This window comes from Streptomyces sp. SBT349, from assembly GCF_001083795.1.
Taxonomy (GTDB): domain Bacteria; phylum Actinomycetota; class Actinomycetes; order Streptomycetales; family Streptomycetaceae; genus Streptomyces.
On record NZ_LAVK01000085.1, the window covers coordinates 1 to 23,853 of the forward strand.

At 73.2% G+C, this 23,853-nt stretch carries 18 protein-coding genes; 10 read left to right on the plus strand and 8 right to left on the minus strand.

Features of this window, described 5'->3' with window-relative positions:
- Together ADY01_RS41270 and ADY01_RS13275 are read right to left on the minus strand one after the other, a co-directional pair.
- Positions 1-3,381: AMP-binding protein (locus tag ADY01_RS41270; protein WP_049571284.1), on the minus strand; the 3,381-nt coding region annotated here is incomplete at its 3' end.
- Complete coding sequence (locus ADY01_RS13275) at positions 3,378-5,498, minus strand: AMP-binding protein (RefSeq protein ID WP_159001182.1); 2,121 nt, start codon at positions 5,496-5,498, stop codon at positions 3,378-3,380. The genes ADY01_RS41270 and ADY01_RS13275, both read right to left, overlap by 4 nt.
- A gap of 338 nt (positions 5,499-5,836) precedes the next feature.
- Between ADY01_RS13275 and ADY01_RS13280 the strand changes: the two genes are divergently transcribed.
- The 3 genes from ADY01_RS13280 (at position 5,837) to ADY01_RS13295 (ending at position 10,561) form a co-directional block, all read left to right on the plus strand.
- A complete protein-coding gene (locus ADY01_RS13280; RefSeq protein WP_049571306.1) occupies positions 5,837-6,580 on the plus strand; it encodes an FkbM family methyltransferase in 744 nt (247 codons plus the stop codon).
- Between the two features lie 154 nt (positions 6,581-6,734).
- On the plus strand, positions 6,735-8,978 hold the full coding sequence (locus ADY01_RS13285; protein WP_234320200.1) for a right-handed parallel beta-helix repeat-containing protein: 2,244 nt from the start codon (positions 6,735-6,737) through the stop codon (positions 8,976-8,978).
- 122 nt (positions 8,979-9,100) lie between these two features.
- A complete protein-coding gene (locus ADY01_RS13295) occupies positions 9,101-10,561 on the plus strand; it encodes a discoidin domain-containing protein (RefSeq protein WP_159001183.1) in 1,461 nt (486 codons plus the stop codon).
- Between the two features lie 27 nt (positions 10,562-10,588).
- On the opposite strand, the gene acnA is transcribed toward ADY01_RS13295, so the two are convergent.
- The 3 genes from acnA to ADY01_RS13310 form a co-directional block, all read right to left on the minus strand.
- Positions 10,589-13,204, minus strand: a complete 2,616-nt coding sequence (gene acnA / locus ADY01_RS13300) for an aconitate hydratase AcnA (protein ID WP_049571312.1) — start codon at positions 13,202-13,204, stop codon at positions 10,589-10,591.
- A gap of 175 nt (positions 13,205-13,379) precedes the next feature.
- Positions 13,380-13,952 (minus strand): SGNH/GDSL hydrolase family protein, encoded by a 573-nt coding sequence (locus tag ADY01_RS13305; RefSeq protein WP_049571315.1) that lies wholly within the window; start codon positions 13,950-13,952, stop codon positions 13,380-13,382.
- A gap of 2 nt (positions 13,953-13,954) precedes the next feature.
- Positions 13,955-14,866 (minus strand): MurR/RpiR family transcriptional regulator, encoded by a 912-nt coding sequence (locus tag ADY01_RS13310; protein WP_049571318.1) that lies wholly within the window; start codon positions 14,864-14,866, stop codon positions 13,955-13,957.
- Between the two features lie 78 nt (positions 14,867-14,944).
- On the opposite strand from ADY01_RS13310, the gene ADY01_RS13315 reads away from it, so the two are divergent.
- The 7 genes from ADY01_RS13315 to ADY01_RS13345 are packed head-to-tail and all read left to right on the plus strand — an operon-like array spanning position 14,945 to position 22,100.
- Positions 14,945-16,081: an acyl-coenzyme A--6-aminopenicillanic-acid-acyltransferase gene (locus ADY01_RS13315; RefSeq protein WP_049571321.1), complete on the plus strand. Its 1,137-nt coding sequence runs from the start codon at positions 14,945-14,947 to the stop codon at positions 16,079-16,081.
- 2 nt (positions 16,082-16,083) lie between these two features.
- Positions 16,084-17,721, plus strand: a complete 1,638-nt coding sequence (locus ADY01_RS13320) for an ABC transporter substrate-binding protein (protein ID WP_049571322.1) — start codon at positions 16,084-16,086, stop codon at positions 17,719-17,721.
- Positions 17,722-17,723: 2 nt separating this feature from the next.
- The gene (locus tag ADY01_RS13325) at positions 17,724-18,674 is read left to right on the plus strand and encodes an ABC transporter permease (RefSeq protein WP_049571325.1); all 951 of its coding nucleotides are present in this window, start codon (positions 17,724-17,726) and stop codon (positions 18,672-18,674) included.
- Positions 18,671-19,528, plus strand: coding sequence for an ABC transporter permease (locus tag ADY01_RS13330; RefSeq protein WP_049571328.1), 858 nt, complete (start codon positions 18,671-18,673; stop codon positions 19,526-19,528). Before ADY01_RS13325 ends, ADY01_RS13330 begins: the two co-directional genes overlap by 4 nt.
- Positions 19,529-19,533: 5 nt before the next feature.
- Positions 19,534-20,364: an ABC transporter ATP-binding protein gene (locus ADY01_RS13335; RefSeq protein ID WP_053170782.1), complete on the plus strand. Its 831-nt coding sequence runs from the start codon at positions 19,534-19,536 to the stop codon at positions 20,362-20,364.
- On the plus strand, positions 20,361-21,194 hold the full coding sequence (locus ADY01_RS13340) for an ATP-binding cassette domain-containing protein (RefSeq protein ID WP_049571331.1): 834 nt from the start codon (positions 20,361-20,363) through the stop codon (positions 21,192-21,194). The genes ADY01_RS13335 and ADY01_RS13340 overlap by 4 nt, the downstream gene beginning before the upstream one ends.
- 54 nt (positions 21,195-21,248) lie before the next feature.
- The gene (locus ADY01_RS13345) at positions 21,249-22,100 is read left to right on the plus strand and encodes a PHB depolymerase family esterase (protein ID WP_049571334.1); all 852 of its coding nucleotides are present in this window, start codon (positions 21,249-21,251) and stop codon (positions 22,098-22,100) included.
- A gap of 9 nt (positions 22,101-22,109) precedes the next feature.
- On the opposite strand, the gene ADY01_RS13350 is transcribed toward ADY01_RS13345, so the two are convergent.
- The 3 genes from ADY01_RS13350 to ADY01_RS41275 form a co-directional block, all read right to left on the minus strand.
- Complete coding sequence (locus tag ADY01_RS13350; protein WP_049571337.1) at positions 22,110-23,063, minus strand: GntR family transcriptional regulator; 954 nt, start codon at positions 23,061-23,063, stop codon at positions 22,110-22,112.
- 45 nt (positions 23,064-23,108) lie between these two features.
- The gene (locus tag ADY01_RS13355) at positions 23,109-23,408 is read right to left on the minus strand and encodes an antibiotic biosynthesis monooxygenase family protein (RefSeq protein ID WP_234320201.1); all 300 of its coding nucleotides are present in this window, start codon (positions 23,406-23,408) and stop codon (positions 23,109-23,111) included.
- An 11-nt stretch (positions 23,409-23,419) separates the two neighbouring features.
- Positions 23,420-23,853 (minus strand): cupin domain-containing protein (locus tag ADY01_RS41275; RefSeq protein WP_324612915.1); only part of this gene is annotated, 434 nt, incomplete at its 5' end.

Consider the following 23,853-nt stretch of genomic DNA (forward strand, 5'->3'; position numbering starts at 1 on the left):
CTTCGGAAGCGTCAGAGTTGTATAAGAGACAGACTCCCCGACCACGCCCACCGGCACCGGCCGGCCACGCCCGTCCAGGATGTAGATCCGGGTGCCCGCGATCGGGCGGCCGATCGGGACGCTCCCCGCCCCCACCTCGTCGATCGGGTGCACCGCCGCGAACGTCGTCGTCTCCGTCGGCCCGTAGCCGTTGAACAACCGGCCCGGCGGATTCTCGCGCAACACCGCGGCCACCGACACCGGATCCAGCGCGTCCCCTCCGACGACCAGGCACCGCAAGCCGCCCAGCACCCCGCCCAGCGCGTCCCGGTACCGGTTGAACAATCCGACCGTCAGCCAGAGCACGCTCACTCCGGCCGAGGACAGCACCGCTCCGAACCGGTCGGGATCCAGCACATCGGCCTCGTCCACGACCACCAGCCGGGCACCGTTGGCCCACGCTCCCCACACCTCGAACGTCGCCGCGTCGAACGACGGGTTCGCCGCGAACGCCACCCGGTCATCCGTGCCGAACGCCAGAAAGCCGTTGTCCAGCACCAGCGAGACGATGTTCCGGTGCTCGACCACCACCCCCTTCGGCACCCCCGTGGATCCCGACGTGTACATCACATACGCCGCGGCCGACCCCCCGATCCCGGCGTCGGCCGGGTCCGTGGCCGGGTAGGCGTCGAACGCCCCCTCCAGCACCCCGTCCAGCGCCACCACCGGGCAACCCGCGCCCACACCCGAGGTGTTGCGCAGCGCGGCGATGCCGGCGCCACCGGCCAGGACCACGGCCGGAGCGCTGTCGGTGAGCATGTGGGCCAGCCGTGCCACCGGGTACGAGGGGTCAAGCGGGACATACGCCCCACCGGCCTTCAGGATTCCCAGGATGCCGACGAGGAGGTCCGGGCCCCGCTCCGCGCAGATCCCCACCAGGGACTCCGGCCCGACCCCTCCTGCCCGTAACCGGTGCGCCACCTGATTCGCACGGGCATTCACCTGCCCGTACGTCAGCCGGCGCTCCCCATGGACCACCGCGACCGCGTCCGGGGCGAGCGCCACCCGTGCCTCGAACAGCCCGTGCACCGTCGCGCCCACCGGGACCGGCCGCCCGGTGGCGTTGAACTCCTCCAGCACCCGTTGCCGCTCTCCGGCGGGCAGCACGTCCAGATCCCGCAACGGCACCTCCACGGACCGCGCCAGGGCGGTGGCGAGTCCCGTCACCGCCGTCGCCAGCAGCTCCCCCACCGCCCGCGCGCCGACCGCCACCCGCGACCGGACCGTCAGCGCGAACTCCCCGCCCAGCTCCTCCACCGACACCGCCACCGCCACCGCACCGGCCGCCACCGGCGGGCCCGCGCGGTGGTCGAGGACGCTGGTGAACAACGGCGCGCCCGCCGGCACCCCGGCGCAACGCCGCGCCAGAGCCGGCGAGGCATGCTCGTGGCGGACCAGATCGGTCAGCAGCCGGTGGGTGGCCCGCACGCCCGCCCCGGCACCCACCGCACCGGCCCCGACCCGCACCGGCAGGACGGTGCCGGACGCCGCCGTGCCGAACACCGCCGTGCCGAACACCACGTCCTCCCGGTCCGTCACCCGGGCCAGGACCTGTGCCCACGCCTGGTGGAACACACTCGCCACCGACACCCCCCACGCGCGGGCCCCGGCCCGCACCGACCCCGCCACCCGCGCGTCCAGCACCACCCGCGCCTCACTCGCCTCCGCGCCATTCCGCCGCGCGTCCACCGGCCCGAACGGCGCGCAGGGCTCCGTCACCTCACCGAGCATCGCCCGGAAGAACGCCTCGTGCTCGGCCGCCCGTTCGCAGCACGAGGCCGGCATGCCGGCGCCGAGGGGCGACGGGCCGGCCGCGATGCCGCTCAACAGCGCCGGCAGCTGATCGCGCAGCCGAACGACCAGGTCCGAGCCGACGTACGCCGGCGCGTACTCCACCAGTCCGTCGAGCGCGTCCCCCTCGCGCCCCAGGATCAACGACAGGTCGAACGTGGCGGTCCCGTCCACCCCTCCGTCGACCCGGGTGTCCACCGACAGCGAGCGCACACCCGGCACCCCGCTGCCGTCGCCCGACCGGACCGCCGGAAGGACCTCGAAGACGAGTGCCGCCTGGATCAGTGGTGTCAGGCCGCTGTCGGCCGTGCCCCCCACCGCCGCCACCACGTCGCCGAACGGCACCTCCCGGGCGAACGCCTCCCTCGTCTCCGTACGCAACCGCCGGATGACCTCGCGCACGTCCGGGCCGCCGCCCAGATCGCAGCGCAGGACCACCGTGTTCGCGAAGAAGCCGACGGCGTCCCGCGGCACCGCCTCGTCCCGGCCGCTGGTCACGGTGCCCATCGGGAACGTCTCCTGGCCGGTGACCCGGTGCAGGAGCACCGCCCAGGCGGCCAGCAGCACCGTGTACAGCGTCGTGTCCAGCCGCCGCGCGACCCGTTCCAGCCCGGCGACGGTCTCCGGCGGCACCCGCAGCCGCTCGGACGCGCCCCGGTGGTCCCGCGCCCCCGGCAACGCCTCACGATCGCGAGGGAGCTCCAGCGGCGCCAGACCGGCGAGGTGCCCGGCCCACCACTCCACCCGCCGCGCGTGGTCCGGTTCGCCACGCCGCGCGCGCTCCCACCGGACGTAGTCGGCGTACTCCACCGGGGGCGCGGGCACGGGCTCACGCCGGCCGAGCAGCACCGCCCCGTACGCCTCCAGCCACTGCGAGAGCAGCAGCGCGACCGACCAGCCGTCGGTGATCAGGTGGTGCTGGGTCAGCGCCAGCAGATGTTCGTCGTCGCCGAGGGACACGGCACCCAGCCTGGTCAACGGGCCGGCCGCCAGATCGAACGGCGTGCTCCGCTGCGTTTCCAGGAAGGTGGCGACCGCCTCGTCGCGCGCGCCGGGAGGCAGATCACGCGGGTCGAGGTGGGCCAGGTCGACCGACTCCGGATCGGATTCCGGCCGCACCTCGGCCCGTGGCACGCCGTCGAGCACGGGGAACACCGTGCGCAGCGCGCCGTGGCGGGCCACCAGGGCGCGCGCGGCCTCCCCGAGGGCGTCCCGGTCGAGACGGCCGCGCCACCGCAGGCGGACGTGGACGTGGTGCAGGGGACTCGGGCCATGCCGCTGCTCGACGAGCCACAGCCGCTCCTGACCGCTGGACAGGCCGAACGCACCACGGCCGCCGTCCTGCGGCCGGCCGCCTGTCCGCACGATCGGGGCGACGGCCGGCGAGGACTCGCCGCTCAGCGCGGCGACGAGCGCGGCTCGGTGGCTCACCAGCAGGTCACGCAGCTCCGGGGGCAACCCGTTCGGCGCCCGGAACGTCAGCCGGTCCCCGTCGAGCGCGAGCGTCACGCCCGCGCGCAGGGCACGCAACAGCACCTCGTCGATGTTCACAGCTCTCCCCGCTGGTCCGCACCGCCGCCTCCGACCAGCGCGACGGCGCCGGGTTCCCGCGTCCGCGTCGCCAGCCGGACCAGTGCCCGCCGGACGAGAACCGGGGCGAGTTCGGCGGGACTCGCGCAGTTCCTGAGGAGGTCCACGGATACCGGGAAGCCGGTCGCCGCGGACAGGCGGGCACTCAGGTCGAGGGTCTTGATCGAGTCCAGGCCGACCGACCGGGGCGATCCGTCCGGCGGCACGCCGTCCGGGGACGAGAGTCCCAGCACCGCCGCGATCTGCTCCCGCACCAGGTCGAGCATGACCCGCTCCGCGTCGGCCGCCGAGCCCGACAGGAGCGCCGCCGCCAGCCGGTCGGGGTCGGCGACCGCCCGCGGAGGGGCCGGGCCGAGGCGGTCGGGCCAGCGGCACAGCTCGCCCAGCCTGCCGGCCAGCAGCAGATCCCGGGTATGCCGGCGCCGCAGCTTCCCGCTCGTGGTCCGCGGCAGCCCGCGCGGTCGCAGCAACGCGATGTCGGCCACGCTCAGGGCGTGCTCGTTCCACACGGCCTCGGCGATCGCGCCGGCGACGGCCGCGAGATCACCCCCCACCCGGGCGCCCACCACCTCGGCGGCGATCCCCAGGCCCTCGCTCCCGTCCCCGGCGACCGGGAACGCCGCCGCACCCGCCGCCCGCACCGCCGGATGGCCTTCCACCGTCGCCTCGATGTCGTGCGGGTGGTGGTTCCTGCCGCCGACGATGACGACGTCCTTGAGCCGGCCCGCGACGTACACCTCGCCGTCGTGCAGGAAACCCAGATCGCCCGTCCGCAGGAAGCGGAGCCCCGGGCGCCCCGACCAGGCGACCGTGACGTCGGTCGCGGCGGCGGCGGTGCCGCTCCAGTACCCCCGGGTGATGTTCCGGCCGGCGAGCCAGATCTCCCCGACCCGGCCGGGCGGGCACTCCTCCCCCGTGTCCGGATCCACGATGACGAGCGTCTGTCCCGTCCCCGGTCGTCCGCAGTTCACGACGAGCCGCCCGCCCTCGGCCTCCGCCACCGGCACGACGCGCCCCCGCTCGAACCGAGCACGGTCGACCGAGAGGCCGATCCGGGGCCCGAGGTTCCGTCCGGACACGTACAGCGTGGCCTCGGCCAGGCCGTACCCCGGGTAGAAGCTCGAACGCCGGAACCCCATCGGCTCGAACAACCGGATGAACGTGTCCGTCGTCGACGCCCGGATCGGCTCGGCCGCGTTCACGGCGGTCTCCAGTGCGGACAGGTCGATACCGAACAGGTCGGCGGTGGCCGCGCGCCGGTTGCACATCTCGTACCCGAAGTTCGGCGCCGCGGTGAAGATCGACCGGTACGTCGACAGGGCGCGCAACCAGTTCAGGGGCTCCCGCAGGAACGCCACCGGAGGCATCAGCACCGTGGTCATCCCGGAACGGAGCGGCATGAGTACACAGCTGATCAGGCCCAGATCGTGAAAGAGCGGAAGCCAGCTCACGATGCTCGCTTCCGGGCGGATACCCAGCCGGTGCACCATCACGGAGATGTTGTCGGCAAGGTTCTCGTGCGAGACCACCACGCCACGGGGCGAGCCCGTCGAGCCGGACGTGTACTGGAGGAACGCGATATCCCCGGCGCCCGCCCGCGGGCGCCAGGGCCCCACCGGCCCCGACAGGGCCGCCGTCGCGTCCACCACGGACCACGGCAGCCCGAACAACGGCTCCCCGGCGCTCGTTTCCAGGTCCTGCGCGGTCGCGCTGTCCGTCAGAACGGCCGCCGCGTCGGCATCGGCGACGATCCCCTCCAGCCGCGACGCTCGCCGCGCGTCTCCCGGCACCCCCACCGGCACCGGGACGACTCCCGCGTACAGGCAGGCGAGAAACGCGATCACGAACTCCGCACCGGTCGGGAGACACAGCACGATCCGGCTGCCCGGTGCCAGGGAATCCGCCAGGCGCTCCCCGGTCCGCGTCACGGCCGAATCGAGCTCGCCGTACGTGATCCGTGCCGCCTCCCGCTCTCCGTCCGGGAGAAACACCAGTGCGACCCGCTCCGGCGCCGTCATACCCCAGCCGTGCACCGCGTCCGTCAACGTCGAAAAGTCGGGGAAGGCAGTTTCTCGCACCTGACTCGGTCCTCACAGGTCTCGATCGGACCCTCGGGGCGCGGGGCCCGGGTCCCTCATCGCCCTCGTCGTCGAAGGCGTCGGTCAAGGTCGATCCCGTTTTCTCCCACCCGGGTATCGATGCGCCGGGCGGCGGCGAAGGGCACGAGCCGCTGTGACACGACGGTAGTAGGGCGGCGGAAGATGCGGCAGTGCGAGGTTTTTCTCACACTGCCGCACCGTCCGCCGCCCAACTAACGTCGTGTCACACCAGGCCGGAGCCCGGGACGGCGCCGACCGCCCCACCTGCCACACCACCCGGGTACGGTCCGCGGCGTACCCCTTGGGAGCCTTCGAACATGTCGCGATATGAGCTGCTCGATCTTGATGGTGGACTCCAGTGCTTCGCCCAGAGCCCGGATGAAGCCCGTTTCCAGCACAAGGAGATCTTCGAGCTCGGTTGCTACAACAAGATCGACCTTCCGCCACGGCCGTTCGTCATCGACGCGGGAGCCAATATCGGGCTCTTCTCCCTCTTCGTGAAACGGAAATGGCCCGATGCCGAGATCCTCGCCTTCGAGCCCATCCCGGAGTCACTGGACGTGCTGCGGGAGAACATCCTCATGCACGGCTTGAAGGACGTCACCGTGAAGGAGTGCGCGCTGGGATCCGAACGCGCTCCGGACGTGCCGTTCACCTACTACCCGGTCATCCCGGGCAACTCGACGCGTTACCCCGCGGAGAAGGAGCTTCAGAAATCGGTGCTGACCCCCATCGAGGGGCTGTCGGTCACCGAGCGGAAGCACACGGGTTACGAGGTCACGGCTTCCGTGGAACGGCTGTCCAGCTTCCTCGTCGACCGGACCAGAGTGGACCTCCTGGAAGTGGACGTCGAAGGGGCGGAGCTCGACGTGCTCCTCGGTATCGACTCCGGGGACTGGCCGAAGATCGGCCAGGTGATCCTGGAGGTCCAGGACATCGACGGCAGACTCGACCGGATCCGCGATCTGCTGCACCGCCAGGGCCTCCCCTCCACCGTCGAACTCTCCCCGCTGATCCCGCCCGAGATACTCACCTACGTGGTGCACGCGGCCCGTCCGTGACCGGGCACCGGCTGACGGCGGTCACGGCCCGTTCCCGGCCCGGGGGATCGCCTCGCCACGGCTCTGTTGATCCCGGTGCCCCTGGGGCAGGATGGCGCCCGACGCCACCGGACCACGCCGGGGTCCGGGTCACGCCAGAACGGGAGCCGCAGCCGTGACCACTCAGGCCCGACGAACGACGCCACTCCCTTCCCGCTCGCTGACCGGCCTGCTGGTGCTCGCTCTCCTCGCCACCTGCGCGGGCGTGCTCAGCGCGCCGTCGGCGTCCGCGGGCGCGGCCCGCCCGCCGGGGCACACCGTCGTGGACGTGACGGACTTCGGGGCCGACCCGACGGGCGCCGCCGACTCGGCCCCCGCGGTCGCGGCGGCGCTGCGGCACGCCAGGACCGTCGAGGGCCCGGTGCGGATCGTCTTCCCCCGCGGCACCTACCAGCTCTACCCGGAGAGCGCCGAGGTCCGCGAGCTGTACGTGTCGAACACGGTCGGCGCCGACCAGCGTTACCGCGACAAGTCGATAGGTCTCCTCGTCGAGGACATGGACGACGTGGTGGTCGACGGCCAGGGCTCCACCCTCCTCTACCACGGCCTCCAGACGGCCTTCGCCGCCATCCGCTCGCAGAACGTGACGTTCACGGGCTTCACGTTCGACTACGTGGCGCCCAAGGTCGTGGACGCCACCGTCAGCGCCGCGGGGGTCGAGGACGGACGGGCGTACCGGATCCTGACCGTCCCCGCCGACAGCCCCTACCGGGTGGAGGACGACCAGGTCACCTGGCTCGGCGAGACCAGCCCGGTCACCGGCCGCCCCTACTGGTCGGGGGTGAACGGACTGGAGTACACCCAGATCCACGACCCGGCCGCGCGGCGCGCCTGGCGCGACGACAACCCGCTCTTCACCGACGTCGCCTCCATGACCGACCTGGGCGGCCGGGGCATCCGCGTCGACTACACCACCTCCGCCGCGCCCGCCGACGAGGGCCTCGTCTACCAGATGCGGCAGATCGAGCGCGAGCAGCCCGGCGCGTTCATCTGGGAGTCCTCCGACGTGACGGTGCGCGACCTCGACGCCCGCGCGCTTCAGACGTTCGGCCTGGTCGGGCAGTTCAGCGAGGACATCACCATCGACCGGGTCACCTTCGCGCCCGACCCGGCGTCCGGCCGGTCCACCTCCGCGTTCGCCGACTTCATCCAGATGTCGGGCGTCAGGGGCGAGGTGACCGTCACCGACTCCCTCTTCGACGGCCCGCACGACGACCCGATCAACATCCACGGCACGTATCTCCAGGTCGCCGGGCAGCCGTCGCCGAACAGCCTTCGGGTGACCTACGAGCACCCGCAGACCGCCGGGTTCCCGCAGTTCTACGAGGGGGACGAGATCCGGCTGGTCGACTCGGCGACCATGCGCCCGCTGCCCGGCGGCGCGGCCACGGTCACCGCGGTGGAGGGGCCGAGCGGGAGGGACCACGACGTCTCGCTGACCGACATCACCGTCACCCTCGACCGGCCGGTGCCCGACGGGGTGGAGATCGGCGGGACGGTGGTGGAGAACACCACCTACACCCCGGCCGTGCGGATCGCCGGGAACACCTTCCGCAACGTGCCCACCCGCGGCGTGCTGGTCACCACCCCCCGGCGGGTGGTGATCGAGGACAACCGCTTCGAGCGGACGACGATGGCCGCCATCTACATCTCCGCCGACGCCTCCGACTGGTACGAGTCCGGCGCGGTCTCCGACGTCCTCATCCGCCGGAACACCTTCGTCGCCCCGACCGGTCCGGTGATCTTCGTCGAGCCCACCAACCAGGTGCTCGACGCCGACCGGCCGGTGCACCGGAACATCCGGATCGAGCGGAACACCTTCGAGGTCGGCGACGCGACGCTGGTCGACGCCAAGAGTGTCGGGGGGCTGACCTTCCGCCACAACGAGGTGCGGCGGCTGGACCGTTCCGGCCTGATCGCCGTGCGGCCCGGCGCCCTCTGCCCGGCCCCGGGCACGTCGGTACCGCTGCGCGCCTCGGCCGCCGCCGAGCCGTTCACCACGCCGCTCTACACGCTGCGAGGCTCGTCCGGCGTGCTGATCGAGGGCAACACCTATGACAACGGCCTCAACGCGCGCGCCGACACGGCCTCCATGGACCCCGCCGAGGTGGTGGTGCGGCACGACGCCGCGCGCGTCGACGCCGACCACGTGCTCCCGGTGCTCGGCGCCACCACCCGCTTCCACAGCGGCGATCCGGCCACGGTCGCCATCCGCCCCGACGGCACCGCCCTGGCCCTTCGCCCCGGCCGGGCCGACGTGAGGGCGGAGACGCCCTCGGCGCCCGGACCGCTGACGTCCCCTCCGGTCACCCTGTCCCCGGGCGCCGACCCCGCCTCGCCGGAGTGCGCCCAGCCCTGACGTCCTCTCACGGGGCGTCCCTCGACGGGCCCGGGACCCCTCCCGCGGCCCGCCGTCTAGGGTCACGTCCGAGAAGCCCGTGCCGAGGCGGACGGTTCGACGCGCACGAGGAGGACACCCCTGTGAGGCATACACGCCAGTCCCGTTCCGCGCCCCGGGGACGCGGGCGGCTTCGGGCGGCCACCGCCGCCCTCGCCGCGGGAACCGCGGCGATGGCCGTGCCGGCGGCGGCGCACGCCGCTCCCGTGCAGATCACGCCCGACGGCGGTGCCGTCACGGCCAGCACCAGTGACGGGAACGAGCCGGCGAACGTGGTGGACGACGACTACGGCACCCGGTGGTCGGGCGAGGGGGACGGCGCCTGGCTGGAGCTGGACCTCGGCTCGGCCATGACCGTCAGCCACATCAAGCTCGCCGTGCACGAGGGCACCAGCCGGCGGAACGTCTTCGCGTTGCAGTACTGGGACGGATCGCGCTGGGCCACCGTCCACGAGGGCGAGACCAGCGGCACGACGACGGGCCTGGAGTCGTTCGCGTTCGACCCCGTCCGCACCTCCCGGGTCCGTTACCTCGGCCACGGCTACGTCGGTGAGGGCGCGGGCGACTGGAACAGCCTCACCGAGGTCGAGGTCTGGGGCGCCTCCGACGGCGGCGAGATCCCGCCCGGCGATGCCGTCGAGGTCGGCACCGCCGAGGAGTTGACCGACGCGCTCGCCGACGCCGGCCCCGGGGACACCATCGCGCTGGAGCCCGGCGACTACGCCGGCGCCTTCGCCGCCACGGCCTCCGGCACCGCCGAGCGGCCCATCACCCTCACCGGACCGCGCGGCGCGGTCCTGTCCAACGACGACGGCTACGGTCTCCATCTCGACGGCGCCGACCACTGGAACCTGACGGGCTTCGCGGTGGCCGACTCGGCCAAGGGCATCGTGCTGGACGAGTCCGACCACGTCACCATCGACGGGGTGGAGGTGTACGGCACGGGGGCCGAGGCGGTGCACTTCCGCGCCGCCAGCTCCGACAACGTCATCCAGAACTCCGCCCTCCACGACACCGGCCTGGAGGAGCCGCAGTACGGCGAGGCGATCTACTTCGGCTCCGCCGTGAACCACTGGGACGAGTTCGGGGAGAACGGCGGCGAGGGCCCCGACCGCAGCGACCGCAACCAGGCCCTGAACAACACCATCGGCCCGAATGTCACGGCCGAGCACGTCGACATCAAGGAGGGCACCGAGGGCGGCGTGGTGCGCGGCAACACCTTCGACGGCGACGGCATCTCGGGCGAGAACTTCGCCGACTCCTGGATGGACCTCAAGGGCAACGGGTATCTCATCGCGTCCAACACCGGCACCTTCGGCGGCGACGGCGAACTCCTCGACGGCTACCAGACCCACGACCGCGTCGAGGGCTACGGCTGCGGCAACACCTTCCGCGCCAACGACTCCGACCTCGGCGGCGCGGACGGCTACGCCATCAACGTGACCAACCAGGCCGACTGCGTGGACGCGCCGAACGTCGTCACCACGGACAACACCGTCACCGGCGCCGGCAGCGGCCTGACCAACATCGACACCACCGGGTGACCCCGCGGCCCGCGCCGCGGCCCCGGGTCAGCGCTCCAGTCGTTGGCGCAGGACGAGCGGCAGGATGCCGCCCTGCCGGAAGTACGCGGCCTCGCCGCCGGTGTCGACGCGGGCCAGCATCGTGAACTCGGTGGTGCGGCTCCCCGAGCGCGCCCGCACCCGCACCGGGGAGCGGGGCGTCAGCCCGTCGCGGAGGCCCAGCACGTCGATCTCGTCGGCCCCGTCGAGGCTCTCGGGCGCCGCGCCCCCCGCGTGGCGGCCGTCGACGAACTCCAGGGGCAGCACGCCCATGTGCACCAGGTTGGACCGGTGGATGCGCTCGAAGGACCGGGCCAGGACGGCCCGCACCCCGAGCAGCGCCGTCGCCTTCGCGGCCCAGTCGCGCGAGGAGCCGGTGCCGTACTCCTCGCCGCCGACGACGACGAGGGGGATCCGGGCCCGGGCGAACGACTCGGCGGCGTCGAAGACCGGCACGATCGCGCCGTCGGCGTCCCTCGTCACGCCGCCCCGGCCGCCTTGGACCAGGCGGTTGCGCAGGCGCGGGTGGGAGAACCCGCCGCGCCTCATGACCTCGAAGTTGCCCCGCCGCGAGGCGTAGGTGTTCAGGTCGCGCGGCGCGACTCCCCGGGCGGCGAGGTAGCGCCCGGCCGGGCTGGACGCGGGGATGCGGCCCGCCGGGCTGATGTGGTCGGTGGTGACCGAGTCCCCGAGGTGCGTCAGCACCCGGGCGCCGAGGATGTCCTCCCGCGGCGGCACGGCGCGGCCGACGCCGTCGAGGAAGGGCGGGCGGCGGATGTAGGTGGACTCCGGCCGCCAGTCGAAGAGCAGGCCGTCCCCGCCGTCGAGGGCGGACCAGCCCGCCTCGCCGGCCGGCAGGTCCCGTTGGGACTCCGTGAACACCTCGGGCCTCAGCGACGACGCCACCACCGCGCGGATCTCGGCGTCGTCCGGCCAGATCTCGGAGAGGTACACCGGCCGCCCGTCACCGCCCGTGCCCAGCGGCTCACGGGTGAGGTCGCGGTCGACCGTGCCGGCCAGCGCGTAGGCCACCACCAGGGGCGGTGACGCCAGGTAGTTGAGGCCGACGTCGTTGTTGACACGGCCGTCGAAGTTGCGGTTGCCGGAGAGGACCGACGCCACCCGCACGCCGTCGCGTACGGCGCGGGCCGCGGCCGGCAGCAGGTCGCCCGAGTTCCCTATGCAGGTCATGCAGCCGTATCCCACGGTCTGGAAGCCGAGTTGGTCGAGGTAACGGTCGAGCCCGGCGTCCGTGAGGTACCGCGTCACCGCCGTCGAGCCCGGCGCCAGGCTCGTCTTGACCCACGGCCGGGTGGTGAGGCCGCGGCGGCACGCGTTCCTGGCGAGCAGTCCGGCGGCGATCATCACCTCGGGGTTGGAGGTGTTGGCGCAGGAGGTGATGGCGGCGATGGCGACCGCGCCGTCGGAGGGCTCGGCCGCCGCCCGCTTCCGCGGGGCGCCGCCGAGGGCTGCCCGGAGGCCGGCCCGGACGCCGGGCAGGCCGATCCGGTCCTGCGGGCGCCGCGGCCCGGCCAGGGAGGGCTCGACGCGGGACATGTCCACGGCGAGCCGCTGGTCGTAGCGGGTCGCCACCCCCGGGTCGGGCCAGAGCAGCTGCTCCTTGCAGTAGGTCTCGACGGCCGCCACCTGGTCCGGGGACCGGCCGGTCAGGCGCAGGTAGGCCAGCGTGGCGGCGTCGACCGGGAAGAGCCCGCTGGTCGCGCCGTACTCGGGCGCCATGTTGGCGATGGTCGTGCGGGTCTCGACGCTGATCGCCGCGAGCCCGGGACCGAAGAACTCCACGACCGCGCCGACGACGCCGTGGGCCCGCAGGCGTTCCGTGAGGGTGAGCACCAGATCGGTCGCGGTGACGCCGGGGCCGAGGCGGCCGGTGAGCTCGACCCCGACCACCCGGGGCGCCTGGAGCGACACCGGCAGGCCGAGCAGCGCGGCCTCCGCCTCGACGCCGCCGATGCCCCAGCCCAGCACGCCCAGGCCGTTGACCATGGTGGTGTGCGAGTCGGTGCCCAGGCAGAGGTCGGGGTAGGCCCAGCCGTCGCGCCGCTCCACGACGCGCGCCAGGCGCTCGATGTTGATCTGGTGCATGATGCCGGAGCCCGGCGGGATGACGGTCAGCCCGTCGAGCCGTGAGCCCCAGCGGAGGAAGCGGTAGCGCTCCTCGTTGCGCGCGAACTCCAGCTCGGTGTTCCGTTCGCGGGCGTCGGGGCGGGCGGAGACGTCCGTGGCGATCGAGTGGTCGACGGTCAGCTCGGCGGGCACCACGGGGCGCACCGACGCCGGGTCGCCGCCCGCCCGCGCGACGGCGTCGCGCAGCGCGGCGAGGGTGGTCAGCACCGGCACGCCGTTGGTGTCGTGCAGGAAGATCCGCGAGGGCCGGACGCCGATCTCCCCGCGGGCCCCGCCCGGCGCCAGCAGCGAGGCGATCTCCTCGGCGGTGGCCCCGCCCGCGGTGCCGTCCTCGTGCCGCAGCAGGTTCTCCAGCAGGATCTTGGTCGACAGCGGGGCGCCCTCGACCCCGGGCAGCCCCGCGAGCCGGTGGAACGCGTAGCGGACACCGGCGAGTTCGATCCACCCCCGGGTACCGAAACTGTTGGCGCCGCTCATGAGCCTTCCTTTACCTTCGCTTCTCCGCCCGCACGGCTCACGCGCACGTCGCCTCCCACCCGACCCTGGGCGGCCGCGCGTGCGTCGCTCACCACCCTCCCCTTCGCTTCTCCGCCCGCACGGCTCACGCGCACGTCGCCACCCACCCGACCCTGGGCGGCCGTGCGTGCGTCGCTCATGAGCCGTCCCGCCCTTCGGTCAGGCCGGTGGTCACCAGCCGGGCCAGTTCGGGGATCAGCGCGTCGTAGCTCGCGGCGGTGAGGTGCAGCCCGTCCTCCGCCAGGGGTGCGGCGCCGGTGAGTCCGGCGAGGATCCGAGGCACGTCGAGGCAACGGGTGGGGCCGACGGCGTCGCGCAGGGCCTCGCGGTAGGCGTCGAGCGTCGCGTTGCGGCGCCGCCCGAGGCCGGGCCGGTCCACCTCGCGGATCCGCGGCGGCAGGAAGCCGACCAGCCGCGCGCCGGCGAACGCCGATCCGACCGCGGCGACGTGGGCGGCGAACGAGGGCAGCGGCACGCGTTTCCACGGGGCGCAGTCGTTCGCGCCGACGGAGAGGACCACCAGGTCCGGCCCGCACCGGGCGAGGGCCGGGGCCCTGGCCGCCAAGTCCGCGCTGTCCCAGCCCCCGGCGGCGCAGTTGACGACCGAGCCGGGCAGGCCGGTCCCGCGTTCGAGGAGGTCGATCCGGGGCTTGGTGAGGCGCGCGAGCATGCTGTCGCCGTACAGCAGCACCAGGGGAACGGGCGCCACGGTCAGAACCCCAGCTGCTGGCGCACCGTGGTCAGGGTGTGCGACGCCTCGACCGCCCGCTCCGCGTCGGACGCCGCGACGCCCTGCGCGAGCGCGTCGGCCACGACCATCGTGGTCAGCGGCTCGCCGGTCATGCCGGTCGGGGTGTTGGGGGCGTAGAGGATGACCGTGACCGACTCGTCGAGGCGGCCGACGAGTTGGTCGCTGATCAGAATGGTGGTGGCGCCCACCGTGCGGGCGCGGTCGAGCAGCACCTCCACCTCGGTCAGCAGCCGCGCCGGGGCGAACGCGACCACCACGTCGCCCCGTTCGATGCTCAGCAGATCGTCGGCCAGGCGGAAGCCGGAGGAGTGGATCGCCCGTGAACGCCGCCCCATGCGGCGGAGCTTGAGCGCGAGGTGCTCGGCGACCACGAACGAGGCGCCGAAGCCGAAGGACGTGATCTCACGGGCGTTGAGCAGCAGGTCGACGGCCTGGGCGAAGCGCTCGACCGAGAAGCTCCGCCGGAGCAGCTCGATCCGGTCGACCGACTCGGTGGTGACCCTGTCCCAGACGGTCTGGAGGTCGCCGCCCGTCGACTCGATGCGGCGGCGGGCCCGCACCTCGGGGGCGATCTCGCTGGTGAACGGGCCCGCCACGGTGCCCTTGAGGCCGGCGAGCCCGGAGTAGCCCAGCCTCTGGAGCGTGCGGATCACGCTCGCGTTGCTGGTGCGCGTCTCGGCTCCCAGCTCGGCGGCCGACATGTAGAGCAGCCGCTCGGGGGTGATCTCCGCGAGGAACCGGCAGACCGAGCGCTCCGCGGGGGACGCGCTGTCCCAGTGGCCGCGGATGCGCGCACGCAGCTCGACTATCCCCTGATTTCTCGTAGCACCTGTTACGTCGGCGCCCAGCTGTGTACTATCCACTCCCGCCATGTATCGAATACTACAGGATCGCGCGCTCCGTAATGAACGGTGCATCACCCCGCAGTCCCACGGGAGGATCTCTCTCTGATGCCGAGTCCCAGAGTCATCGACGTGTCCGGCCCGTCCGCGTTCGACCGCGGCCGGCAGTACGGAAGCGCGGCGGCCGACCTCATCCGGAGCTCGATCGGGTACTACCGCGTGGCGTTCGAGCGCCAGGCCGGCCTTCCGTGGGAGCAGGTCCTGGAGTACGTCCAGCCGTGGCGGCGGCTGATCGAGGACGACTTCCCCGACCTCCTCGACGAGATGCGGGGCATCGCGGAGGGCGCCGGCGTCGAGCCGGCCGAGGTCGTGGCCCTCAACTGCCGGGGCGAGATCATGTACGACAACTGGTTCACCCGGCCCGGCGCGCCCCGGCCCACCCGGGAAGAGACCGACGGATGCACGTCGTTCTCCCTCACCGGGCCCGCCGCGGGCGACGGCCACGTCTACACCGGTCAGAACTGGGACTGGCGGCACGCCGTGCGCGACACCGTGGTCCTGCTGCGGGTCGTGCAGCCCCCCAAGCCGACGCTGGTCATGCAGGTGGAGGCCGGGCAGGTCGGCAGGCACGGGGCCAACTCCGAGGGGTTCGCCCTCAACGCCAACGGGCTCGGCGGGCGCTTCGAGGACAAGGTCGGCGTGCCGCAGACCGTCATCCGCCGCGCGGTGCTCGACGCGCCGAACATCTCCGACGCCCTCAGGGTCCTCGTGCGCACGCGGCCCCACATCGCCAGCAACGCCCTGCTCACCCACCGCGCGGGGTTCTCGATCGACGTCGAGACCACGCCGGGCGCCCACGGCTGGGAGTACCCGGTCGACGGCGTCCTCGTCCACGGGAACCACTACCAGGCGTTCGTTCCCCCGCAGTTGGCCGCGGACCACCGGCCGATGTCGCCGGACTCGCTGGTCCGGGTGCCACGGGCCCGCGAGGGCCTGCGGCCGGCCGCGGGCCTGACCGAGTCCGCCGACGTCCGGGCGGCGATCCACGCCGCCATGTCCGACCACCTGGGCCACCCCGACTCCCTGTGCTCGCACGCGGATCCGCGGCTGCCCGAGGTCGATCGGTGGTCGACCACCGTGTCGAGCTGCGTGGACCTCACCAGCGGCGACTACTACCTCGCCGCCGGGCCGCCCTGCGAGAACCCCTACCAGCTCGTGCCGTTCAACCTCTACAGCGAGGTGTGACCATGCCCGTGCCCACCACACGGCGCCGGCGGACCACCGCCGTCGCCGCCGTCGCGCTCGTCGCGCTGAGCGCCGCGTGCGGCGGCCCCGCCGGCACCGCCGAGGAGACCAGAGCCGACGTCGAGTTCCTCAACACGACGCCCGCGGCGAGCGGTCAGCTCGACGAGGCGACCTGGCTGATGTCCACCGAGCCGAGCACCCTCGACCTCGACGGCGACGCGGCCACCTCGCACAGCGACCTCGTCATGGCGAACGTCTGCGAGCGGCTGCTCCAGGTGCAGCCCGACCTGAGCGTCGCGCCCCACCTGGCCGAGTCCTACGAGTGGGCCACGCCCACCACGCTCGTCTTCCGCCTGCGCGAGGACGTCACCTTCCACAGCGGCGCCGCCATGACCGCGCGGGACGTGGTCTGGAGCCTGAACCGGCACGCCGACGGCGCCGCCGAGTCCGACGAGTACGTCAACGTGGAGTCGATCGAGGAGACCGGGCCCTACGAGGTCACCGTCCACCTCACCCAGTCCGACGCGGTCTTCCTCCAGTCCCTGGCGGGCGACGCCGGCGTCGTCCTGGAGCGCGCCGCGGTCGAGGCGCAGGGCGACGCCTACGGCACCCCCTCGGGCGAGGACGCCTGCTCGGGCCCGCTGGCCCTCGACTCCTGGCGGTCGGGCCAGGAGATCGAACTCGCCCGGGCCGGCGACTACTGGAACCCCGAGCGCGCCTCCCGGACCGACCGGATCACCTTCCGCTGGATGAGCGACGACGCCATGGTCAACTCGCTGGTCACCGGCTCGGCCACCGGCACCTACCTGGAGAACCTCGCCGCGGCCGACCGGCTCGCCCAGTCCTCCGGGCTCACCGTCAACCAGGGCCCGTCCACCCGCGTCTGGAGCCTGATGGTCACCGAGCGGGGCGGCCTCGCCGACCCCCGCCTCCGCACGGCGCTCTCCCTCGCGCTCGACCGCGAGGGGATCAACCGGGCGGGCCTGGCCGGGCTCGGACAGCCGTGGCGGGAGCCGGTCGGCTCGGGCGCCTGGGGCTACGAGACGGCGGTCTTCGAGGCCGCCCACGAGGAGATCGAGGGCTTCCCCGCCTCCCCCGGCGAGGAGGACATCGAGGAGGCCAGGCGCCTGGTCGCCGAGGTCGGGGACACCGAGCCCATCGTCGTCGCCAGCGACGGCACCTCCATTCGCAACGTCGTCGCCAACGCCGTGGTCAGCGCGGCCGACGAGATCGGTCTCGAAGCGAGCATCGAGCGGGTCTCCGAGGCCGAGTACACCGCCTACTACTCCAACGAGGAGGGCCGCCGGGCCGTCGACCTCTTCGCCGACGACTACTTCATCTCCAAGTTCGACCCCCTGGGCTTCTACAAGAACGGCGCGTCCGACTCCACGGTGCAGTGGCTGCTGCGGGACCCCGGGTTCGACGACCTGGTCGCGCGCGGCCGGGCCGCCCTGGACGACGCCGAACGCGCCCGGCTCTCCGTCGAGATGGCCACCGCCTGGGCCGACGCCAAGCCATGGATCAGCCTGGTGTCCAGCCCGAGCACCGTGGTGATGTCCGACGAGGTCACCGGGGTGCCGGCCGCGGGCATCTACTTCTACTACCCGTGGGCCGCCGACCTCGGCACCGGGGAGGGCTGACCATGACCGCGCTCCTGTGGCGGCTCGGGGCCCTCGTCCTCACGCTGGCCGTCAGCTCGTTCGTCATCTTCGGCAGCATGCACGCGGCGCCGGGTGACCCCGTGAGCTTCCTCATCGGGAACCCGGAGAACATGACGCCCGAACGGATCGCCGCGGTGCGTGAGCAGTACCACCTGGACGAGTCCCTGGCCTCCCAGTACCTCCTGTGGGCCAAGGACGTCCTCCACGGCGACCTGGGCACGTCGTTCGTCTACCAGCAGCCGGTCACCGACCTGCTGGGGACCAGGGTGCCCGTGACCCTGACGCTGGTGGCGCTCGCGGGCGTCATGTTCGTCACCGTGGGCGTCCTGCTGGGCACCGTGTCGGCGCTGCGCCGCGGCAGGACGGCCGACACCCTCATCACCGGGGCCACCACGTTCGCCAACTCCGTGCCCAACTTCGTGGTGGCCCTGGTGCTGGTGTCCGTGTTCGCCGTCAACCTCCGCTGGTTCGAGGTGACCGGCGACGGCGAGGGCTTCGCGGACCGCCTCTACCACCTCACCCTGCCCGCGGTCGCGCTCGCGCTCGGCGCGCTGGCGCTGATCAGCCGGGTGACGCGGCAGACGATGATCGAGCAGCACGGCCTCGAACACACCGAGGTCGCCCGGAGTTACGGCCTGTCGCCCCGGAAGATCGTGTGGCGGCACGTGGTGCGCAACTCCATCGGCCCGGTCGTCACGATGTGCGGTCTCGTCCTCGCCGGGATGCTGGCCGGAACGGTCGTCATCGAGTCCGTCTTCGGGCTCAACGGCGTCGGCGGCCTGCTGGTGGACGCCATCAACACCCACGACTTCCCGGTCGTCCAGGCGATCCTGCTCTCCATGGTGATCGCCTACATGGCCGTCACCACGCTCATCGACCTGCTGTACCCCCTCATCGACGCGCGCACCGCGGTAAGGAGCGATGTGGCATGACGCTCGACACCGCCACCGTCCCGGCGCTCGCCTCTCCCCCACCCCGGCGCCGGCGCGCGTGGGGCTTCCGGCTCTGCGTGGGAACGCTGCTGCTGGTGGTCGCCGCCGCCGTCCTGGCCCCGTGGATCACCCCGCACGACCCGCACGCGGCCGACTTCGGGGCGATGTGGCAGCCCCCCGGCGCCACGCACTGGCTCGGCACCGACCAGCTCGGCCGTGACCTGCTGTCCCGGGTGATCGCCGGAGCGCGGGAGACCATGCTGGGCTCGATCGCGCTGCTGGCCCTCGCGACCGTCCTGGGCGTCCTGATCGGCGTCACGGCCGCGTGGCGGCGCGGCTGGGTGGACGCGCTGCTCAGCCGGGTCACCGACGTGATGTTCGCCTTTCCCGGGCTGCTCTTCGTCGTCCTGGTCATCGCCGTGTTCAAGAGCGGCACCGCCACCGCCATCGTCGGCATGGGCCTGGCGTTCACGCCGCTGATCGCCAAGTTCACCCGGGCCATCGCGCTGGAGGAGCTGGCCCGCCCCTACATCGACTCCTACCGGCTCCAGGGCGTGGGCGGCTTCGTCCTCTGCTTCCGCTACCTGCTGCCCAACATGCTGTCGACGCTGGTCGGTTACCTGATGGTCCTCTTCGGCGAGGGCCTGATGAGCCTGGCGGCGCTGAACTTCCTCGGCTTCGGCGCCCAGCCGCCGAGCGCGGACTGGGGCCTGATGGTCTCCGAGGCGCAGACCGGGGTCATTCAGGGCTACCTCGGCCCGGCGATCGTGCCCGGCCTGACGATCGCGATCGTCGTCGTCGCCACGAACGTCGTCGGGGTCCGGCTCTCCGACAAGCTCGCCGTGAGGAAGTGACGCCCATGCTGCTCGACATCCACGACCTGCACCTCACCGTCCCCCGGGCCGAGGGCCCGCGGCACATCCTGCGGGGGGTGTCGCTGACCGTCGCCCAGGGCGAGACCGTGGGCCTGGTCGGCGAGTCCGGGTGCGGGAAGTCCACGACCGCGCGGGCCGTCCTGCGCCTCCTCCCCGACCGGGCCGAGACCTCGGGGACCATCACGGTCCAGGGCATCGAGACCACCGGCGACGGCGACGGGGTCCACGAGGTCCGCACGCGCAGGGCCGGGATGATCTTCCAGGACCCGCGGTCCTCCCTCAACCCGGTGCGCCGGATCGGCGATTCGGCGACCGAGCGCCTGGTCCATGTGCACGGCGTGCCCAAGCGTGAGGCGCGCGCCCGGATCATCGAGCTGTTCGCCGAGGTCGGGCTGCGCGACCCGGCCGACCTGCTGCGGTGCTACCCCCACCAGCTGTCCGGCGGCATGCTGCAACGCGTCGTGATCGCCTCGGCGCTGAGCACCGACCCCGAGCTGCTGCTCGCCGACGAGGCGACGAGCGCGCTGGACGTCACCACGCAGGCCGAGGTGCTGGCCGTGCTGCGGCGGCTGCGCCGGGAGCGGGAGCTGGGCGTGCTGTTCATCACCCACGACCTGCTGCTCGCCGCGGCCTACTGCGACCGCGTGTACGTCATGCGGGAGGGCGCGGTGGTCGACGAGCAGCCGGCGCGTTCCCTCTTCGAGGACCCCGAACACCCCTACACCCAGGCACTCGCCCGCGCGACGCCGCGGCTCCCGGGGCGGGACGCGCCCCGGGCCGACGGCGCGCGGCCGGCGAAGGGAGCGTTGCGATGACCGAGGCCCTGACCGTCACCGAGCTGACCAAGAGGTACCCGGGCGCCCGGCGCGGGACGTCCGTGGTGGCGGCGAGCGGCGTCAGCTTCGCCCTGGCGGCCGGCGAATCCCTCGGCCTGGTCGGCGAGTCCGGCTCGGGCAAGACGACCGTCGGCCGCATGATCGTCGGCCTGACCCGGCCCGACGCGGGCACGGTGGTGATCAACGGCCGCGACCGGCGCGAGATCCGGCGCGGGCGGCGCGCGCGGCTCCAGCGGGCGGGCGAGGCCCAGATGGTGTTCCAGGACCCCTACGGCTCCCTGGACCGGCGGCTCACCGTGGAGGCCGCCCTCGGCGACGTGCTGCGCCGCCACCGGCGCGGCACCGCGAAGGAGGGGATCCGGCGCGGGGTCGCCACCCTGATGGACCGCGTGGGCCTGGCCTCCTCCCTCGCCGCCTCGCGGCCCCACGAGATGAGCGGCGGTCAGCGCCAGCGCGTCGCCATCGCCAAGGCGCTGGCCGTCGATCCGGCCGTCCTGGTCCTCGACGAGGCGGTCTCCGCCCTCGACGTCTCCGTCCAGGCCCAGATCCTCGCGCTGCTGGGCGAGATCCGCGCCGACTCCGGGGTGACGCTGGTCTTCGTCAGCCACGACCTCGCCGTGGTCGGCGAGGTGACCGACCGGATCGTCGTGATGTACCGCGGCCTGGCCGTGGAACACGGCACCACGGACGACGTGCTGCGCCGCCCGAGGCACCCCTACACCGAGATGCTGCTGTCCTCCGCGCCCGGCCCCGACTGGCAGCCCGAACGGGTGGCCGAGCTGCGCGCGGCCTTCGCCGGCACGACCTGAGCCGGGCCCGAGCCCGTTCCCAGCACACCACCAGCCAGAAGCGGAGAACCTCCCGTGACGACCCCCGCCAACGACGCGTCCACCTCGGCCTTCCACCTGCGCGGCGGCACCCCCTTCTTCGCGTCGCGCTACGACCAGCGCCTGCACTACTCCCTGTACGTCCCCCGGGGCCTCGACGACCCGGCCGCCCCCCTGGTCGTCGTCCAGCACGGCACCGGACGCACCGCGGCCCGCTACCGCGACCTGCTGCGCGGGTTCGCGGACGAGCACGGCGCGGTGATCCTCGCCCCCCTCTTCCCGGCCGGGCTGATCGACGCCGACGACCTGCACAACTTCAAGTTCATCGACTACCGCGGCATCCGGTTCGACCATGCCCTGCTGGCCATCGTGGAGGAGGTCGCCGAGCGCTTCTCGGTGTCGGGCGAGCGCTTCTACCTGCACGGGTTCTCCGGGGGCGGCCAGTTCGCGCACCGCTTCTTCTACCTCCACCCCCACCGGCTCGCCGCGGTCTCCATCGGCGCCCCCGGACGCATCACCGAGCTGGACGACGGCCTGCCGTGGTGGCTGGGCACCGGCGGCATCGAGGAACGCCTGGGCCGGTCCGTCGACATCGAGGCGCTGCGCCGGGTGCCGGTCCAGATGATCGTCGGCGCGGACGACACCGAGACCTGGGAGATCAACAACCCCGGCGAGGCCAACTGGGTGGACGGCGTGGAGAAGACCGGGGCGACCCGCGTCGAGCGGCTGCGCACCCTGGAGCGCGGCTTCCTCTCCCACGGCATCGACGTCACCTTCGACCTGGTGCCCGGCGTCGGGCACCAGGGGGCCCTCGTCATGCCGGCGGTCGCGGCCTTCTTCTCCCGCCTGATGCGCGGCGCCCACGCCGAGGGGACGACCACCCCGTGAGGCTCCCGATCACCGGGGCCCGGGCCCGGACCCGGGTCCGGGGGGCCGCCCGTCCTCGGCGGTCTTCTCGCCGCCGACCGTGGTCAGGTGCTCCCTCAGCCGCTCGGCCGCCTCGGCGCGGCGGTCGGCCAGGAGCAGATCGGCGATCCGGACGTGCTCGGTGCAGCGGATGACGGCGCGATCGCGTCGCAGCGAGCGCCGGTACTCGATCAGGCGGCGGACCCTGTCGACGCGTTGGAGCGCGTCGATGAAGAACGCGTTGCGACTGCACGCCGCGACCGTCTCGTGGAAGCGGCTGTTCAGGTCGTACAGTTCCGCGTTGTCCACCGTCCAGATGTCCCCGTCGAGCAGGCGTTGCTGCTGGGCGCGGGCGGCCTCCACGGCGGGCCGGTCGAGGACGAATCCGGGTTCGAGGACGGCGGCGGGCTCGATCGTCAGCCGGAAGCGGTAGCTCTCCTCGTAGGACCGGAGGGAGGTGAGCATCGGCTGGAACTCCCAGCCGTAGCCGGGGAGGCGCTCGATCCAGCCCTCGACGGCGATGCGGCGCAGGATGCGCGTCAGCTGGCCCGGCATGAGGCCATAGCGGCGGGCGAGGGCGCGTTCGGTGACGCGGTCGGGGAGCTTCCCGTCCAGGCGATCCGCGGCGATGCGCAGGTAGGTCGCGTCGACGCCGTCCTCACCGGCGCACGCCTGGCCCGCGTCCGCCGGGCCTCCCCCGGTCGTGGCCACGGTGAACCCGCCGCGTTCGGCCGGGGCGACCACGCCCTCGTCCGCCAGCAGCCGCAGCGCGCCACGCACCGGCGAGCGGGAGACCTTCAGATCCTCGGCGAGGGCTCGCTCCACGAGCCGGGTGCCCGCGGGGAGCCGCCCGGCGGCGATGCGCTCGACGATGCGGGCGGCCGTCCGCCGGGTCAGGGGCGTCGGTCCCCCGGGGGGCCGCTGCTGATCCGCTGGCACGTTCATCGGCAGGTCTCCGCGGGGACGGCCGGGCCTCGGCCCGGTCACCGGTCACTGGGCGAGGACGGAGTATACGTGTTCGACCTGCGGCGGAGCGGCGAAGTACGGGCCGGCCAGGTCGCGCCACCGGCGGAAGGACTCGGAGCCGCGGAAGGTCACCGTGTGGTGCTCGACGGTGTCCCACAGGACCATGAGGCGGTAGCGCCGCGGGTACTCGGCGCTGCGGTGCAGCTGGATGCCGCGGCACCCCTCGGCGCCGGTGAAGAGGGGGACGGCGCGGGCGACGGCCCTCTCGAACTCCTCCTCGGTGTCCGGCCGTACCTCGATCTGGGCGATCTCCGTGACCACCATGGCTCCTGTCGTCAGCGGGCGGTGCCGGTGTGCTCGGCGTCGACGCGCGAGGTGACGCCGGTCTCGGCGAGGGTGCGGGTGGCGTCGACGGAGCCGTAGATCCACAGGATCCGCAGGGGGGCGGTGTCGGAGGCGTTGCGGAAACGGTGGGGGGTTCCGGCGGCGACATAGGTGGTGTCATGGCGGGCGAGGTGGTGCTCGGTGCCGTCGATCTCGGCGACGGCCGCGCCCTCGATGACGACCACGCTCTCGGGGCAGTTGTGCGTGTGCAGGGGAATGCCGGCGCCGCCCTCGAACGCGGTCATGCCGGTGAGGAAGACCTCGGCGCCGAGGGCCCTGGTGACCAGCGGAACGGTGCTGGCGCCGCCGCCGCGGGCGAAGGCGGGCAGCTCGGCGGTGCGCAGCACGGCGGGCGGGAAGGCCCCGCCGCGGGGAGGGCCGGGGA